The following is a 15,634-nucleotide window of genomic DNA, read 5'->3' on the forward strand; positions in this document are numbered from 1 at the left end:
GGTCAGAGCTTCGGCGTGAAGGGGCGCCGGTGCGCCGGGTCGCCGGGCTCGGCGAGCCCGCGCATCGCGGTCTCGACCAGGGCGACGGACTCCTGGAGCGCGACGAGGCGGGCGCCCTCGCGGCGGTAGGTGTCCATGACCGCGTCGATGCCGTGCGGCGGGACGAGCTCGCCGAGGTCGACGCGGGCGGTGCGGAAGCCCTCGCGGGCCGCCTCGACGGACGCCGCCACGTGGTGGCGGGCCATCCGGGCGAGCGTGAGGGGGTAGCGGCGCAGGATCCCGTAGCGCCGGTACTCCGGCGGGACGAGTTCGAGCAGCCAGGCCATGGCGGTGTCCTCGAAGCGGTCGGTGCCCGGGGGGTGCACCTGCGCGGGCCAGCCGGGCGGGACATGGGCGCTCACTCGGTCAGGATATCCCGATGCTCGAACTCGTGTTCGAACGGGACGGGGTCAGTCCGCCACACCGGGCTCGCTGCGGCGGATACGGATCTTGCCGGAGTCCAGGTCGTCGCGGCGCGACGCCCCGGACCCCGCCTGCTCGTGGTCGTCCTGCCGCAGGATCTTCTCCCGCTGCTGCTCCTCCTGTTTGACCTTCTTGGAGCCCTCGAACGCGGAGGCGAGGTCCTCGAACATGCCGCCGCCGAAACCGGCACCGGTCTCGCCGTCACCACGGATGGCGCCCATCAGGGACGACTTGCCCGTCCCCTCGCGGGGCCACTCGACGATCTCCTGCTCGGCCGGCTCGGGCCTGTTGCCCATGGCACGGCCCTTGACGCGCTTGCGGCGGCGAAAGGGTGACTTCACACACTCTCCAACGCGATGAGTCTCCAGATTGATCCCGGCGGGCGGCCGGGCCCCGAGCCTGTCAGGTCCCGAACGACCACCGGGTGGGAGATCCGGTGAAGTCTCCCTGGCGCATCCCGAACGCCCGCTGCGGCCGTACCGCTACGGTCGCGTTCACCACGGGGTCCAGGAAGTCCACACGATAGCCGGTGGCGTACTTGGCGTTGACGAGGTCGATGAACCGCTGGAGCGCGCCCGGCTCGGTGACGACCTTGGCGGTCCCCTCGATGACCACGGGTTCCTCCGCCTCCTCGGTCGTCACGACGACGTTGGGGTTGGCCCGCAGGTTCACCATCTTGCGGGACGGGACGCTGCTGCTGAACATCAGCTCCTCCCCGGACCACGCGCCCCACACGGGCATCGCGTGCGGGCGCCCGTCCGGCCGGACGGTGCACAGCCAGAAGTTGCGGGCGGCGCGGAGGCGCTCCACGGCCCAGGCCCACGGCAGCAGGCCGCTGCCCTCGTCCGCGCCCAGGATGCCGTAGCCGGGCATGTGCGGACGGTCCGCCGCCGGGTGCGCGGCGCGTCCGGGCGGGGCGAACGGCAGGGCGGGCCCCCGCGCGGACGCGGCGGGGTCCGGGCGGGTGGGCACGGGTCGCGGTTCGGTGGCGGGCTCCGGTCGAGCTGCGGCGCCGGAAGCCGACATGGCGTTCTCCCCTCGGTCGGGCTCTCCCGGACATATCGTTTCAGACCGCGGCGCCGGGCGGTAACGCTCGGTGGCTCCGCGGGAGCGGCTCGGCGCGGTAACCTGCGGGACGTGCGCCTATCCCGCCTGATCGCCGTTCTGGACGAGCTGTATCCGCCCTCGTGGGCGGAACCCTGGGACGCCGTCGGGCTCGTCTGCGGCGACCCCGACCAGGAGGTCGGCCGGGTGCTGTTCGCCGTCGACCCGGTCGCCGCCGTCCTGGACGAGGCGCTGGAGTGGGGCGCCGGCCTCGTGGTCACGCACCACCCGCTGCTGCTGCGCGGGGTGCACTCGGTCGCCGCCACCACCCCCAAGGGGCGGCTCGTCCACCGGATGATCAGGAACGGGGTCGCGCTGTACACCGCGCACACCAACGCCGACCGCGCCGACCCCGGGGTGTCGGACGCGCTGGCGCGCGCGGTCGGCCTGACCGGCGGGCTGCGCCCGCTGGTCCCGGCCGACGACGACCCCCGCCGCGGCCTCGGCCGCGTCGGCGAGCTGGCCGAGCCGGTCCCGCTGCGGGAGTTCGCCTCGCGGGCGGCGGCCGGCCTGCCGTCCACGGCGTGGGGCGTCCGCGCCGCGGGCGACCCCGAGCGCGCCGTCCGCACCGTGGCGGTGTGCGGCGGCGCGGGCGACTCGCTGCTGGACGCGGCGCGCGCGTCCGGAGCCGACGTCTACCTCACCGCCGACCTGCGGCACCATCCCGCCTCGGAGTTCACCGAGCAGGACGGCCCCGCGCTGGTGGACGCCGCGCACTGGGCGACCGAGTGGCCCTGGCTGGCCGACGCGGAGCGGCGGCTCACCGGGGCGTCGAAGGAAGCGGGCACGTTGGAGACCCGGGTGTCCACGCTCGTCACCGACGCGTGGCGCCTGCATTTCGAAGGAGCATTGTGAAAGCCGCACCGCAAGCCCAGCTTCGCCTGATCGACCTGCAGGACCTCGACAGCTCGCTGGACCGGCTGGCCCACCGCCGCCGCACGCTGCCCGAGCTGGCCGGGATCGAGCGCCTCGACGGCCGCCTGACCGAGCTGCGCGACGCGATCGTGGCGGCCGAGACCGAGGTCGGCGACCTGGAGCGCGAGCAGCGCAAGGCCGAGCAGGACGTCGACCAGGTCCGCACCCGCGCCGACCGCGACCGGGGGCGGCTCGACTCCGGCCAGGTGACCTCCGCCAAGGACCTCAGCGGCCTCCAGGCCGAGATCGAGTCGCTCACCCGCCGCCAGTCCGACCTGGAGGAGGTCGTGCTGGAGATCATGGAGCGGACCGAGGAGGCGCAGGGCCGGGTGGCGGCGCTGCGCGCCGAGCAGGCCGCGGCGCAGGAGGAGCTGTCGGGGCTCGTCCGGGCGCGCGACGCCGTCCAGCACGAGATCGACGACGAGGCCGGCACGACGAGCACCGCCCGCACCGCCGTCGCCAAGGACGTCCCCGAGGACCTCCTCGCCCTCTATGAGAAGCTGCGCGGCCAGTTCGGCGGCGTCGGCGCGGCCAAGCTGTTCCGGGGCGCCTGCCAGGGCTGCCACCTCGCGCTCAACACCGTCGACCTGAACCGGATCCGCGCCGCCGCGCAGGACGAGGTCATCCGCTGCGAGGAGTGCCGCCGGATCCTCGTCCGCACCCCCGAGTCCGGGCTGTGACGGCGCGGCGGCTCGTCGTCGAGGCCGACGGCGGGTCCCGGGGCAACCCGGGGCCCGCCGGGTACGGGGCGCTCGTCCGGGACGCGGTCACCGGCGAGGTGCTCGCCGAGGTCGCCGAGTCGATCGGCCTCGCCACCAACAACGTCGCCGAGTACCGGGGCCTGATCGCCGGGCTCGCCGCCGCCGCGGGCATCGACCCGTCCGCCCGCGTCGAGGTCCGGATGGACTCCAAGCTCGTCGTCGAGCAGATGTCGGGCCGCTGGAAGATCAAGCACCCCGACATGATCCCGCTGGCGCTCCAGGCCCGGGAGCTGGCCGAGAGCCTCGGCCCGGTCACCTACGGCTGGATCCCGCGCGGCCGCAACGCCCACGCCGACCGGCTCGCGAACGAGGCCATGGACGCCGCCGCGCGCGGCGAGCACTGGACCCGCAGGACCGAGGAGGCCCCGGGCGAGCCCGAGCCGCCCCCGTCCGCCGCGCCCCCCACCACCGAGCCGACGACCACGCTGCTGCTCCGGCACGGCGAGACACCGCTGTCGATCGAGAGGCGCTTCGCGGGCACGGTCGACACCCCGCTCACCCCCGGGGGCCTCGCCCAGGCCCGCGCCGCCGCGCTCGCCCTCAAGGACCGGGACCTGGACGGGATCGTCACCTCCCCGCTGTCGCGCTGCCGCGACACCGCCGCCGAGGTCGCCGCCGCCACCGGCCTGGACGTCCGCGTCGAGGACGGCTTCCGCGAGACCGACTTCGGCGCCTGGGAGGGCCTCACCTTCGCCGAGGCCCGCGACCGCGACCCCGCCGCCCTGGACGCCTGGCTGGCCGACCCCGACGCCGCGCCGCCCGGAGGGGAGAGCTTCGCCGCGGTCGCCCGCCGCGTCCGCACCGCGCTGGACAAGCTGAAGGTCCGCTACCGCCACCGCCCCGTCCTGGTGGTCTCGCACGTCACCCCCATCAAGCTCCTGGTCAGGGACGCGCTGGGCGCGCCCATGCCGTCCCTGTACCGGATGCACCTGGACGTGGCGTCGCTGTCGGCGGTCGACTGGTACGCCGACGGCCCGGCGACCCTCCGCCTGTTCAACGACACCCACCACCTGGAGCGCTAGCCCGTCCCGTCGAGGAACCCGCCGATCGCGGCGGCGACCTCGGCGGGCGCCTCCTCGGCCATGTGGTGGCCGGACTCGATCGGGGTCCCCTCGACGTCGTCCGCCCAGTCGCGCCAGATGGCCACGGGATCGCCGTACAGCTGCTCCAGGTCGTCCAGGGTGGACCACATCACCAGCGTCGGGCACCGGACGCGGCGCCCCGCGGCGCGGTCGGTCTCGTCGTGGCGGCGGTCGATGCCGAGCCCGGCGCGGTAGTCCTCCAGCATCCCGCGCACGGTCGCCGGGTCGTGGATCGCGCCCTGGAAGTCCGCCCACGCCTCGGGCTCCATGTGCTCGGCGCTGGTGGCGTACCAGGCGTCCGGGTCGGCGCTGATGATCCGCTCCGCGGGTTTCTCCTCCTGGGCGAAGAACCACCAGTGCCACCAGGCCGCGGCGAAGCGGGCGTCGCAGCGCTCCAGGTGCTCTACGACGGGCAGCCCGTCCATCACCACGAGCCTGGTCACCGCCTCGGGATGGTCCATCGCCGTCCTGAAGGCCGCCAGCGCGCCGCGATCGTGCCCCGCGACCGCGAACCGGGTGTGGCCGAGCGCCCGCATGAGGGCGACCAGGTCGCGGGCCATGGCGCGCTTGGAGTAGGGGCTGTGCTCGGCGTCGGTCTCCGGCTTGGAGGAGCCCCCGTACCCGCGCAGGTCAGGGCAGACGACGCTGTACCGGTCGGCCAGGAGCGGAGCGACCTTGTGCCAGGTCGCGTGCGTGCGCGGATGCCCGTGCAGCAGCAGCAGCGGCGGCCCCGACCCGCCGTGCCGCACCCGCAGCTCCGCCTCGCCGACGTCGATCCGCTCCAGCGTGAATCCCTCGAAGATCATTCTCTCCGCGCTACCCCGCAGCGGTCCGTCCAATCCCCGCGAACCCGGTACGCTGGGGCCACGGCGGACGAGCCGGCCGGGCGGCCGCGTCGGGGAGCGATCCCCGTCGAGGAAAGTCCGGGCTCCACAGGGCAGGGTGGTCGGTAACGCCGACCCGGGGCGACCCGCGGGACAGTGCCACAGAAATCAGACCGCCACCGGTTTCCGGTGGTAAGGGTGAAACGGTGAGGTAAGAGCTCACCAGCGCCCACGGTGACGTGGGCGGCTCGGTAAACCCCACCCGGAGCAAGGTCAAGAAGGGACTCCGGCAGGAGCCCCGCGCAGGTGCCTGAGGGCTGCCCGCCCGAGCCTGCGGGTAGACCGCTGGAGGCCGCCGGCAACGACGGCCCGAGATGGATGGCCGCCGCCCGCCGCCGAGACGCGACGGGCACAGAACCCGGCTTACAGGCCGACTCGTCCGCCCACCCCGCCCCGACCTGTCGGCTTGATCCTCAGGCTCGGGCGCGGCTCGCCTATCGGGACGCGTTGACGAGGTTCGCCACCGACTCCAGGAGGCCGTCCCAGGCTTCCTGGGTGTCGGACGAGCGGGTGTGCGGGGTGCGGAACCAGTCGACGTAGATCGACACCTCGTCCAGGTCCCAGCGCATCCGGTAGAGGGCCAGGGCCGACGGGTCGGGGGCGCGGCCCGCGGCCTCGGCGTAGCGGGCGAGGTCCGCCGGGGTCTCCGCGACCGACCACAGGTCGCGTTCGGGCGGAGCCACGCCTGTCGTGTCCCAGTCGATCAGCAGGAGGCGCCCGTCCAGGCCCAGCAGGTTGCCCGGGTGCGGCTCGCCGTGGGTGAGGACGGGAGGGCCGCCCCTCTCCGCGAGGTCGGCGGCCAGCCGGTCGAACTCCGCCAGGCATCGGCGGAGGGCGGGCGCGTGGTCGGCGATGAGGGCGCGCGCTGGCCCGGCGAAGGGACCGTCGGCCCAGGGGAGTGCTCCGTCGAGTGCCCGGTCCAGGACGCCGCGCAGCGCGAGTCCTGTGTCGAGCACCGGCGCCATTGCCGGGGGCGGCTGGCGGTGGAGTTCGGCCAGCAGGCCGAGGACGGTGTCGCGTTCGGCGGGAGTGCGCGGCCGGTCGTAGTCGCCGGGCGTTCCGTCCAGGTAGGGGAAAACGCTCAGCGCGTAACGTGTCCCGAATGGGCGGACGGTTTCGCCCTCGGTGGTCTTCAGGGGCGCCACGACGAATTCGAGATGCCGCAGGGCGGCGGCGGTGTCCATGGCCGCGCGCAGCGCTTGCAGCGCCGAGCCGGTATCCGTGTGCCCCTTGAGCGCCAGGTCGGCGAGGGTGACGAACCAGCGCCGCCCGCCCGCACCGGTCGCGACCCAGTGATGGTCACCGAAGCCGACGGGCGCGTAGGCCACCTCGTGGGCTCGGATGTCCCACCCGTCCAGTGCCCGCTGTAGTTGATCCTCGTCGACGCCCTCGGGTCGGGACTTCATCCCGGTCACGTTAGGCGATTCTTCTCTCCTGCGCATCTCCCGCATCGACCACCGCTGAACGGACGCTTCGAGGACGTGCGGCGGCCCGAACGCGGGGTCGGTCGGCCTCCGCCTACTCGTGCTCCAGGAAGCGCTCTATTCTGCGAATATCGTCAATATCCTTGTGGCGGCCGAGGCTTTTCTTCCAGGCGAGGGTGAGGTCCAGGGGCATGAAATTGATGCCCCGGGCGACTTCTGCCCGCTCGATGAGATAGTCGGTGCTCCAGCTCATGAGCCGGGGAAACCAGCCGTTCAGGATCTCAATCGAGACCTGCCCGTCGAAATGATGGGCGACCAGGACGCCATCGTAGGGAGCCGCCGCTACCGGATAAAGCCTCTCGACCTCTTTCCATGCCGCCTTCCTGGCGACGACATCCAGATCCTGAATGTCCGCCCTGAGGCCGTGCAGAAGAAGGGGGGCGCTCCCGGCGAGGATGAAATCGGCATTGCAAAGGCTCAAGGCTTCCACGGTCTCGAATAGAAGCTCCACATCGTTCAAGGTGTCCTCTACATGGGTTTCAGGCCCAGTGCCAGTCGCACAATGACTGCCCAGAGTACACCAAATAGCACGCTGACGAAAGTACCTATGATGAATCTCTCGCCGAACTCGCGATCCTTTTCGATCTCAGGGTGCCGGGCGAGTGATTTGGCGGCTATTGCGAGCGCCGCCGCAGCCGCCTGGCCACTGGCGACGAAGGCGAAGACCAGGGCCCGCTCGAACCAGCCGATGTATCCATATGCTTCGCTGAAGGAGAAGATCTCGGTACGGAGCCTGGGCGCTTTGCGGTCGAACTGAGCATATATACGGGCGACGACCTCGTGGCTGACGAAGGTGGCGGCGAGAAAACCTGAAACCACGACGACCGCCCTGTTTCCCGTCAGAATCGCCAGGACGTCTCGGGGAGGCCCGTCGAAACTGAAGGCCCCGAGCAGGATGGCCGTGGTCACGGACAGTGTGAGCGCACTCCCCACAGAGCGGCGGTGGGGCGACTTGCTGTGAAGTCGCGCCCAGCGGAGCGTGATGGCCGCCTCCTGCCGACCGCGCTGGAGGATCCGGGTTAAGTAGATCCTGATGCCGAACAGGCGGTCGGTGGACCGGCCGGCTGGCTTGCCATTTCCGCCCTGGTTTCCGTCAACGGCCTTTTCCCATACCCGCAGCGAACACGACCAGAATATGGCGAGCAGGCACAGGAGGGTGGTCACCCAAATGGAAAGAAGGGGTGTCATGACCCAGATGCCGTAGAGTCCCGCCATCACCGTGCGGAAAAGGAAGGACCGGCGAACCACGGGAAGGCTGTCCGGTAGGAGTACTGCCACGATGAGCCCAATGAGGATCCGGGCTGTTTCCATAGCCCCTCCTTGCCCGCTGTTGAGACCGGTTGGACGGGGCGCGGTCAGCGGAGGTTCCGCCGCGGAGCCGGCGCGGAAGGGGAGGGGCGTGGAACTCTTCTGGTTCGGGTCACACGACACAAATGATCTGAAAGCCGGCGCCTAATGTCCGAGGTAGAGCCGGTCTCCTGGATCGGCGGTGATGGCGGGGCGAACCCGGCCCCGCGGAGAGGAGCGCCGGTGTTCATCGTGGGCATGGTGGTGATCGGCCTCGTCGGGCTGCTGGCCTCGCTGGCCTACCTCGCGGAGTTCGCGCGGGCCAGCCGCCGCGACGCGCTGTTCCTCCCCGCGCCCGACGGGCGCTCGCGGAGGGCGCGCCGGGTGACGGGCATGTACACACGCGGGAGCGACTTCATGGACGGGGACGACGAGATCCGCGGCGACGAGTTGGTCGGCCGCTGAGACGGGGGCGGCCCGGCCGGGGCCGGCAGGCCCGGGCCGGGGCCGTTCGATGGCTGCGGGCCGCCCACGGGGGACGGCCCGCCGCGATCTTCTAGAGGGTGACCTCGTCCGGGACGGGGACGAAGGTGCCGGCGGGCCGGTCGAGGACCTGGACGTTGGCGGTCTTCAGGTCCAGGTAGAGGCCGACCAACTCGATCTCGCCCGCCTCCACGCGCTCCCGGAGCCAGGGGTAGGTGAGCAGGTTGTCGAGCTGCTGCATGACGTTGATCTTGCAGAGCCGGGTCAGCGGCGGCTCGTCGGTGTGCTCGGTGGCGAGGAACCGGGCGAGGCTCTGGTTGCCGTGCCTGAGCCAGCGCGTCAGCCCCTCCAGGTGCTCGACCTCGGTGCCGCCCGCGAGCAGCGCCGCCATGGCGCCGCAGTTGGAGTGGCCGCAGATCGTGATCGTCCGGATGTCGAGGACGCTCGTGGCGTACTCGACGGTCGCGGCGACGGAGTCGTCGGGCGTGCGGCTGCCGTGGCGCGGGACCATGTTGCCGACGTTGCGGTTGATGAACAGGTCGCCCGGGCCGCTCGCGGTGATGATGTTGGGCACGACGCGGGAGTCCACGCAGGTGATGAACAGGTGCTCGGGCTTCTGCTCCATCGACAGCTCCGCCATGATCGGGCGGACGAGCGGGGCGGTGCGGCCGTGGTACTCGCGCACGCCCGCCAGCAGCAGCGCGCTCGGGGACACCTCGGGGCCGTCCAGCTCCGCCTCCTGGCGGCGGCGCCGGTTCGCCCACGGCGCCCACCAGCGGGCCGGAGGCGACTTCTTGGGCGGAGAGGACATATCACCAGTCACAGCTCCTTCATACCAAGTCTCGTGAACCTCGTCGATGTCGACCCGGCCACCCTGGCGTTCGTGGGCGAGCCGCCACTGGTGGACGGCGTCGAACGCGGCGTGGTCCATGAAGTCGACGTCGAGGTCCAGGTCGACGGACGCGCCCTGCGGCACGCTCTGGAGAAGGCGGGTCAGCTTCGGGACGCCGAGGAACGTCAGCGTGCCCTCGACGACGACGTGCCAGCGGGGCGGCCCCGGCTCGTCGCCGGACACGGGGACGAGCTGCTCGGCGCGCACCGACAGGCGGGTGAGGCGCCGCAGCGCCAGCACCGCCATGATCCCGATGCCGAGCAGGACGCCCTCGCCGAGCCCGAGCACCACCACGCCCGCGAGCGTCGCGAAGTAGGCGGGCGCCTCGCGGTGGTGGCGCAGGTCGCGGACGCGCGCGGTGTCCATCAGCCGGAAGCCGAGCACCATCAGCAGCGCGGCGAGCGCGGCCAGCGGGACCTGCTCGATGACCGGCCCGCACAGCAGCGCGAGGACCAGCACCCAGACGCCGTGCAGGACGGTCGAGGCGCGGGTGCGGGCGCCCGCCTCCACGTTGGCGGTGCTCCGGACGATGACGCCCGCGACCGGCAGGCCGCCGAGGAGCCCCGACACCGCGTTCGCGGCGCCCTGGCCGAGCAGGTCGCGGTCGAGGTCGGCGCGCGGCACCCCGGCGGGCCGCCTGCGGTCGACGGCGACCCCGCACAGCAGCGACTCGACCGCCGCGACCAGCCCGACGGACACGACGGCCCCGACGATCGCGTGCGGCGTCCCGTGCGGCATGACGGGCGCCTGCCAGCCGCCGAGCAGGCTGTCGGGCAGGTCGACGCGGGGCGCCGTCCAGCCGAGCGACCAGGCGGTGAGGGTGGCGAGGGCGATCGCGGGCAGCGGCCCGGGGACCAGGCGCAGCGCCGTCCCGAACCGGCCGCCGCCGCGCGGCAGCCGCGACCAGGCCAGCAGGGCCAGGACGGTGATCCCGCCGAGCAGCGCGGGATGGGTGGAGGGGTCCAGGATCTGCCCGGGCAGTTCCCGCAGGTTGTCGAGCGCGGACTGCTGCGGGCTGCCGCCGAGCACCACGTGCGCCTGCGCGAGGACGAGGACGAGCCCGACCCCCGCGAGCATGCCGTGCACGACGGCGGGGGAGACGGCGAGGGCGGCGCGGGCGACGCGGCTGGCGCCGAGCGCGATCTGGAGGAGGCCGCCGAGCAGGGTGATCGTGCAGGTGGCGCGCCAGCCGTAGGTCTGGACGAGTTCGGCGACGATGACGGTGAGGCCGGCGGCGGGCCCGCTCACCTGGAGTGGCGACCCGCCGACCAGTCCGGCGACGATGCCGCCGACGATGGCGGCGATCAGGCCGGCGGCGATCGGTGCGCCCGAGGCGACGGCGATCCCGAGGGACAGCGGTATCGCGACGAGGAAGACGACGAAGGACGCGAGCAGGTCGTGTCGGAGTGTGGACACGCCTAACAACTTGGGAGTCACACAACGTATATAAGCACGCCCGCCGACGCGGCCAGGGCCACCGGGAATCCGGCGGCCCTCGACCGATGGTGACGCGGCGTTGGCGGGTCAGGTCAGACCGGCGGGTGGCGGGTCAGCGGCGGTAGTTCTGCCAGTCGTCGGGCTGCGACCCGTACGGGCCGGTGTCGTTGCCGGGGCGGTTGCCGCCCTGCTGGTAGCCGTCCTGCTGGTAGCCGTCCTGGGAGTAGCCCGGGTTGTAGGACTGCGTGGCGTTGGGGTCGCCGCCGTAGCCGCCCTGGCCGCCGCCGTTCGGGTCCTGCGGCCCCGCCAGCGGGTCGGAATTGTAGCTGCTCCCGCTGAAATCGCCGTAGCCGCCGGTGTTGCCGCCGCTCGAACCGCCGGACCCGCCGTAGGACGAGCCGCCCGTGCCGAGCGGGTCATCGTAGCGCGACGACTCGCCGTAGGCCGGGGCCGTCGGATAGCCCTCGGGCGCGGAGCCCTGGCCGTATCCGGCCGGGGCGCCGAGACCGGAGGTCGGGTTCGAGCCGGTGCCCGACCCTCCCGCCGACCACGGGCCGGTGCCGGTGGAGCCGCTCGCGCCCCCGCCGCCCGCGGCGCCGCCGCCGGTGCCGAACGAGCCGGTGCCGAGCGGGTCGTTCAGCGGGTCGTTCAGGCCGCCGTAGCCGCCGTCGGACGACCCGCCGCCCGACGCGCGCTGCCGGTCGGTCTGGATGCGCTGGAGCAGTTCGTCCACGGTCGGGAGCTTGTGGTTGTCGGTGTCGGAGCCGCCGCCGAGGCCGCCGTGCGCGGCGGGAGCGGCGGGCGCGGCCGGGGCGGGCGGTGCCGCGGGCGGCGGCACCGGGGGAGCGGCGGGCGGCGGGGCGGGCTCGGACGGGCCGGGCAGCCCGCCGCCGGTCTCGCCGAAGCCGCGCATCGGGTCCTCAGCGCGGCGCAGGGGCAGCCCCAGCGGGTCGGAGGCCCTGGGGTCGCCCGACGGCGGCGGGAAGGCGTCGGGACGCCCTCCGGACGGCGCGGCCGGCGGCCCGGCGGCGGCCGCCGGACGCCCGCCCAGCGGGTCGGAGCCGTAGTCGCCGTAGGAGGGCTCGGGCGAGCCGTACTGCGGCTGCTCGGGCGCGCCGAACGGCGACTGCTCAGGTGCGCCGAACGGCGACTGCTGCTCGCCGTAGCCCGCCTGCTCCTGCCCGCCGTAGGGCGGCTGCTCCTGCGCGCCGTAGGACGGGTCGCCGCCGTAGGGCTGCTGCTCGGGCGCGCCGAACACGTGCTGCGGCTCCTGGGCGCCGCCGTACACGGGCTGGTCGGGCTGGCCGGGGACGCCGTAGGGCGCCTGCGGTCCGGTGCCGCCCTGGAGGCCGAGGTCGGCGGGGATCGGGTCGTTGGCGGTCGAGGTCGGGTCGCCGCCGAACGGCGAGCCGCCCTGCGGGAACCCGCCCTGGAAGTCGCCCTGCTGGCCGGCGGGGCCCTGCGGCATCTGCTGCGGGCCCGTGCCGATCGGGGCGCCGAGGCCGTTGAGGATCGTCCCGTCGGCGCCGAGCGTGACCGGCTGGGTCAGGCCGGGCTGCTCGACGGGCATCTGCTCGTGCCCCTGCTGCGGCATCGGCTGGCCCTGCTGCGGGACCTGCGCCTGCGCGTGCAGCGGGTCGGCGGCGGGGTCGGCGTCGGGGCGCTCGCCGTCCTGGCCGTGCTGCCAGGGGAACTTGGGCTTGTCGAAGGTGATGGTCGCCCAGTAGTCGTCGTCCTCCATCTCGTCGGAGGAGCCCTGACCGGCGGGCGGGGGCGGCGGCGGGGACGGCTGCTGCGGCGCGGCGGCGGTGGGGGCGGCGAGCGGGCCGCCCGCGACGCGGCGGTCGTAGGCGGGGTCGGGGGCGCCCGGGCCGTACGAGGGGTCCTCGTAGGCGGGTTCCTGGCCCCCGTCGTAACCGGTCTCGTAGCCGCCCTCGTAGGCACCCTCGTAGCCGCCGTCATAGCCGGTGTCGTAGCCGTCCTCGGGCGCGCCCGCGTTCCCCTGCTGGGGCTGCGGGGCGGCCCGGCGGCCGCGCGGCTGCGGCTGCTCGTCGTCCATCCAGTCGTCGTCCCGCCCGGCCCTGCTGGCCCGCAGACCGAGGGCCACGAGGACGACCACCAGGACCACGACCACAATGAGGCCGAAGACCACGATGTAAGAAGTCATGCCACCACCCAATGCCTTGGCCCGGCGAGAGTCGCCAGCGCGGACCGCGGGTCCGTCTCGTCTGTCACCGGCGGCCGGCTCCCCTCGGGCCTAGCCCGATTGTGTCCGACCGCTATGACCGTTGTCACACCCTTCGCGCACATTTGCCCTCACCCGGCGTGTACCGATCGGCACCAGAAGACCGATCCGCACCCGCCTGTCAGCTCCGCCCCCCGAGGGGTCCGCCCTGACCTCGTGCCTCAGGCTCCAGGGTCAACGCGCCTGCTTCCCGCCGAAGTTCCCGGTGATCCGTCCGCGTCCCACCGTGTGCTTCGCGATGGCGCCGAGCGAGTCCTTGAGCTTGGCGCCGCTCTTGAACGGCGCCGGATCGTCCAGCGCGTAGATGGTGAACCTGTACCGATGCCGTTCTCCCTTGGGCGGGCACGGCGGAACGTAACCCGCCTTGTCCTTGTCGCCCGTGGTCAGCCCCTCGACGGCGCCGGTGATGCCGGCCCCTTCGACGAGCTCGTTGACCGTGCCCTCGATGCCCGCGATCACCCAGTGGACGCGGGCGCCGTTGGAGGCGTCCGGGTCGTCCATGACGATCGCGAACGATCTGGTGCCGGCCGGGGCGCCCGACCACCGCAACGGCGGGGTCCTGCCCTGCCCGCCAGGGTACGTCGTGCAGCCGTACCGCGTGGGCAAGTCGTGGGCATCACGGAAGACCGGGCTGGTCACCGTGAACCACTCCGACAGTTCGGCGCTCTTGTTCTGGGGCCGCCCGATCAGCCCGCAGCCGCCCAGCGAGAAGGCGAGGGCGAGCGCGCCCGCCACGGCCGGGATCGGACGCCGGTCTCTGCTCATCATCGTCGATACGCTCCCGCGCGAGATCGTACGCCGCGCCCCGCCGGATTCTCACGTCCCGGCGGCGCGCGCCCCGCAGGCGGCGCCCCCTTCCTCGTCCGGCCCAACCTTAGGGGCTTCGCGGGGGTGGAACGGGCCTTTCGGGGCCCGCCCCGCCCGCGCGCCCCGGGACCGGACGGGACCAGACGGGACAGTTCGGCGATCAAGCGCAGATCAGGGCTGTGAGGTTGGTCATGCGTGCTTTGGCGTGAGATGTCCGGAAATGTGGAAAGGAGTGGTGAAGTTCACATGGAAGGTGGCCCGCCGTTTTGCCGTTACGAGAAGTTTCGCTGTTCTTCCGGCGATATCGGTTGGCGCCGGACGGGGGTCATCGGGTAGCTTGTGAATGTCTTCACAAGCCGACCGTGAACATTGGAGGCCGCAATGGCCAGGACCGCCGAGGAGACCCCTGGCGCTCCCCACATCCTCATCGTGGGTGGCGGCTATGTGGGCATGTACACCGCCCTCCGCCTGCAGAAGAAGCTCCGCGGCGAGCTGCGCAGGGGCGAGGTCAAGGTCACCGTCGTGGACCCGAACTCGTACATGACGTACCAGCCGTTCCTCCCCGAGGCCGCCGCGGGGAACATCTCCCCCCGGCACGTCGTCGTCCCGCTGCGCCGGGTGCTGCCCAAGTGCACCGTCCGCAAGGCGCGGGTCACCGAGCTGAACCACGACGAGGGCTGGGCGATCGTCCAGCCGCTGGCCGGGCCGCCGGAGCGGATCTCCTACGACTACCTGGTCATGGCCGCCGGCGCGGTGCCGCGGCTGCTGCCGATCCCCGGGCTCGCCGAGAACGGGATCAGCCTGAAGACCGTCGGCGAGGCCATCCACCTGCGCAACCACGTGCTGGAGCAGCTGGAGATCGCCGAGTCGACCAACGATGTCGAGCTGCGCCGCAAGGCGCTGACGTTCGTGTTCGTCGGCGGCGGGTTCGCGGGCGTCGAGGCCGTCGCCGAGCTTGAGGACATGACGCGCGACGCCACCAAGTACATGCGCAAGGTCACCCCGCAGGACCTGCGCTTCATCCTGGTCGAGGCCGCCGACCGGATCCTGCCCGAGGTCGGCCCCGACATGGGCAAGTGGACGGCCGAGCAGCTGCGCGGCCGCGGCATCGACGTGAAGATGAACACGCTGCTGCGCTCGGCGGTGGACGGCCAGATCGAGCTGTCGGACGGCAGCGCGTTCCCGGCCGGGACGCTGGTGTGGAACGCGGGCGTCAAGCCGTCGCCGGTCGTCCGGCACGGCGACATCCCGCTGGACGAGCGGGGCCGCGTCAAGGGCACCGAGTACCTCACGATCGAGGGCCTCGTGCGCGCGTTCACCGCCGGCGACAACGCCGCGATCCCCGACCTCACCGAGGACGGCATGTTCTGCCCGCCCAACGCCCAGCACGCGGTGCGCCAGGCCAAGCTGCTCGGCGACAACATCGTGCGGTCGCTGCGGGGCAAGTCGCTCAAGCCCTACGTCCACGGCAACCTCGGCACCGTCGCGGGCCTCGGCCTGCACAAGGGCGTCGCGAACCCGATGGGCTTCAAGCTCAAGGGCTGGCCCGCGTGGTTCTTCCACCGCACCTACCACGGCGCGATGGTCCCGACCTTCAACCGCAAGCTGCGCGTCCTGGCCGACTGGACGCTCGCGCTGTTCCTCAAGCGCGAGACCGTCTCGCTCGCCACCGTCGAGCAGCCCCGCGCCGACTTCGAGCTGGCGGCGCTGGACGACCACAGGGCGGGCGAGCGCAAGGCGAAGGAGAACGCCGCCTGAGCGCCTGAGCGCCTGACCGGAGACGACCGAACG

The 15,634-nt window shown here is 72.8% G+C and carries 15 protein-coding genes and 1 other RNA gene; 6 read left to right on the top strand and 10 right to left on the bottom strand.

The annotated features are described in order from the left end of the window. Nucleotides 1–2 precede the first annotated feature (2 nt). The 3 genes from GNZ18_RS05390 to GNZ18_RS05400 form a co-directional block, all read right to left on the bottom strand. Nucleotides 3–401, bottom strand: a complete 399-nt coding sequence (locus GNZ18_RS05390) for a hypothetical protein (RefSeq protein ID WP_242886643.1) — start codon at nucleotides 399–401, stop codon at nucleotides 3–5. A gap of 48 nt (nucleotides 402–449) precedes the next feature. Beyond that, on the bottom strand, nucleotides 450–803 hold the full coding sequence (locus GNZ18_RS05395) for a DUF6191 domain-containing protein (RefSeq protein WP_214618738.1): 354 nt from the start codon (nucleotides 801–803) through the stop codon (nucleotides 450–452). Between the two features lie 61 nt (nucleotides 804–864). Further along, nucleotides 865–1,488 carry a pyridoxamine 5'-phosphate oxidase family protein gene (locus GNZ18_RS05400; protein WP_246249453.1) on the bottom strand — a complete coding sequence of 208 codons (624 nt, stop codon included), beginning with the start codon at nucleotides 1,486–1,488 and terminating at the stop codon, nucleotides 865–867. A gap of 111 nt (nucleotides 1,489–1,599) precedes the next feature. Between GNZ18_RS05400 and GNZ18_RS05405 the strand changes: the two genes are divergently transcribed. Genes GNZ18_RS05405 through GNZ18_RS05415 form a run of 3 tightly spaced genes read left to right on the top strand, consistent with a single transcriptional unit; the run spans nucleotide 1,600 to nucleotide 4,264 of the window. Further along, the gene (locus tag GNZ18_RS05405; RefSeq protein ID WP_312874312.1) at nucleotides 1,600–2,421 is read left to right on the top strand and encodes a Nif3-like dinuclear metal center hexameric protein; all 822 of its coding nucleotides are present in this window, start codon (nucleotides 1,600–1,602) and stop codon (nucleotides 2,419–2,421) included. Beyond that, the gene (locus GNZ18_RS41085; RefSeq protein ID WP_214618740.1) at nucleotides 2,418–3,161 is read left to right on the top strand and encodes a zinc ribbon domain-containing protein; all 744 of its coding nucleotides are present in this window, start codon (nucleotides 2,418–2,420) and stop codon (nucleotides 3,159–3,161) included. The genes GNZ18_RS05405 and GNZ18_RS41085 overlap by 4 nt, the downstream gene beginning before the upstream one ends. After that, nucleotides 3,158–4,264, top strand: coding sequence for a bifunctional RNase H/acid phosphatase (locus tag GNZ18_RS05415; protein ID WP_312874313.1), 1,107 nt, complete (start codon nucleotides 3,158–3,160; stop codon nucleotides 4,262–4,264). The genes GNZ18_RS41085 and GNZ18_RS05415 overlap by 4 nt, the downstream gene beginning before the upstream one ends. On the opposite strand, the gene GNZ18_RS05420 is transcribed toward GNZ18_RS05415, so the two are convergent. Then, nucleotides 4,261–5,130, bottom strand: coding sequence for an alpha/beta hydrolase (locus GNZ18_RS05420; protein WP_156214999.1), 870 nt, complete (start codon nucleotides 5,128–5,130; stop codon nucleotides 4,261–4,263). The two genes, GNZ18_RS05415 and GNZ18_RS05420, sit on opposite strands and share 4 nt — an antisense overlap. A gap of 68 nt (nucleotides 5,131–5,198) precedes the next feature. Here GNZ18_RS05420 and rnpB point away from each other — a divergent pair. Next, nucleotides 5,199–5,590, top strand: an RNA gene (rnpB, locus tag GNZ18_RS05425) — RNase P RNA component class A. A gap of 52 nt (nucleotides 5,591–5,642) precedes the next feature. Here rnpB and GNZ18_RS05430 read toward each other — a convergent pair. The 3 genes from GNZ18_RS05430 to GNZ18_RS05440 form a co-directional block, all read right to left on the bottom strand. Then, complete coding sequence (locus GNZ18_RS05430) at nucleotides 5,643–6,614, bottom strand: phosphotransferase (RefSeq protein WP_173390659.1); 972 nt, start codon at nucleotides 6,612–6,614, stop codon at nucleotides 5,643–5,645. 112 nt (nucleotides 6,615–6,726) lie between these two features. Next, nucleotides 6,727–7,152: a hypothetical protein gene (locus GNZ18_RS05435; protein WP_156215000.1), complete on the bottom strand. Its 426-nt coding sequence runs from the start codon at nucleotides 7,150–7,152 to the stop codon at nucleotides 6,727–6,729. Between the two features lie 8 nt (nucleotides 7,153–7,160). Continuing rightward, nucleotides 7,161–8,003, bottom strand: a complete 843-nt coding sequence (locus GNZ18_RS05440) for a hypothetical protein (RefSeq protein WP_156215001.1) — start codon at nucleotides 8,001–8,003, stop codon at nucleotides 7,161–7,163. Nucleotides 8,004–8,222: 219 nt separating this feature from the next. On the opposite strand from GNZ18_RS05440, the gene GNZ18_RS05445 reads away from it, so the two are divergent. Next, nucleotides 8,223–8,444, top strand: coding sequence for a hypothetical protein (locus GNZ18_RS05445; protein WP_308166138.1), 222 nt, complete (start codon nucleotides 8,223–8,225; stop codon nucleotides 8,442–8,444). Between the two features lie 91 nt (nucleotides 8,445–8,535). On the opposite strand, the gene GNZ18_RS05450 is transcribed toward GNZ18_RS05445, so the two are convergent. The 3 genes from GNZ18_RS05450 to GNZ18_RS05460 all read right to left on the bottom strand — a co-directional run bounded on the left by GNZ18_RS05450 (nucleotide 8,536) and on the right by GNZ18_RS05460 (nucleotide 13,804). After that, nucleotides 8,536–10,770, bottom strand: coding sequence for a SulP family inorganic anion transporter (locus tag GNZ18_RS05450; RefSeq protein WP_312874314.1), 2,235 nt, complete (start codon nucleotides 10,768–10,770; stop codon nucleotides 8,536–8,538). A 133-nt stretch (nucleotides 10,771–10,903) separates the two neighbouring features. After that, nucleotides 10,904–12,958: a hypothetical protein gene (locus GNZ18_RS05455; RefSeq protein ID WP_156215002.1), complete on the bottom strand. Its 2,055-nt coding sequence runs from the start codon at nucleotides 12,956–12,958 to the stop codon at nucleotides 10,904–10,906. 252 nt (nucleotides 12,959–13,210) lie between these two features. Beyond that, nucleotides 13,211–13,804, bottom strand: a complete 594-nt coding sequence (locus tag GNZ18_RS05460) for a YbhB/YbcL family Raf kinase inhibitor-like protein (protein ID WP_242886613.1) — start codon at nucleotides 13,802–13,804, stop codon at nucleotides 13,211–13,213. A gap of 489 nt (nucleotides 13,805–14,293) precedes the next feature. Between GNZ18_RS05460 and GNZ18_RS05465 the strand changes: the two genes are divergently transcribed. Then, complete coding sequence (locus GNZ18_RS05465) at nucleotides 14,294–15,601, top strand: NAD(P)/FAD-dependent oxidoreductase (RefSeq protein WP_372492402.1); 1,308 nt, start codon at nucleotides 14,294–14,296, stop codon at nucleotides 15,599–15,601. Nucleotides 15,602–15,634: the final 33 nt, after the last annotated feature.

Origin of the sequence: Actinomadura litoris (assembly GCF_009733595.1) — a bacterium.
In the GTDB taxonomy this organism is placed as follows: Bacteria; Actinomycetota; Actinomycetes; order Streptosporangiales; family Streptosporangiaceae; genus Spirillospora; species Spirillospora litoris.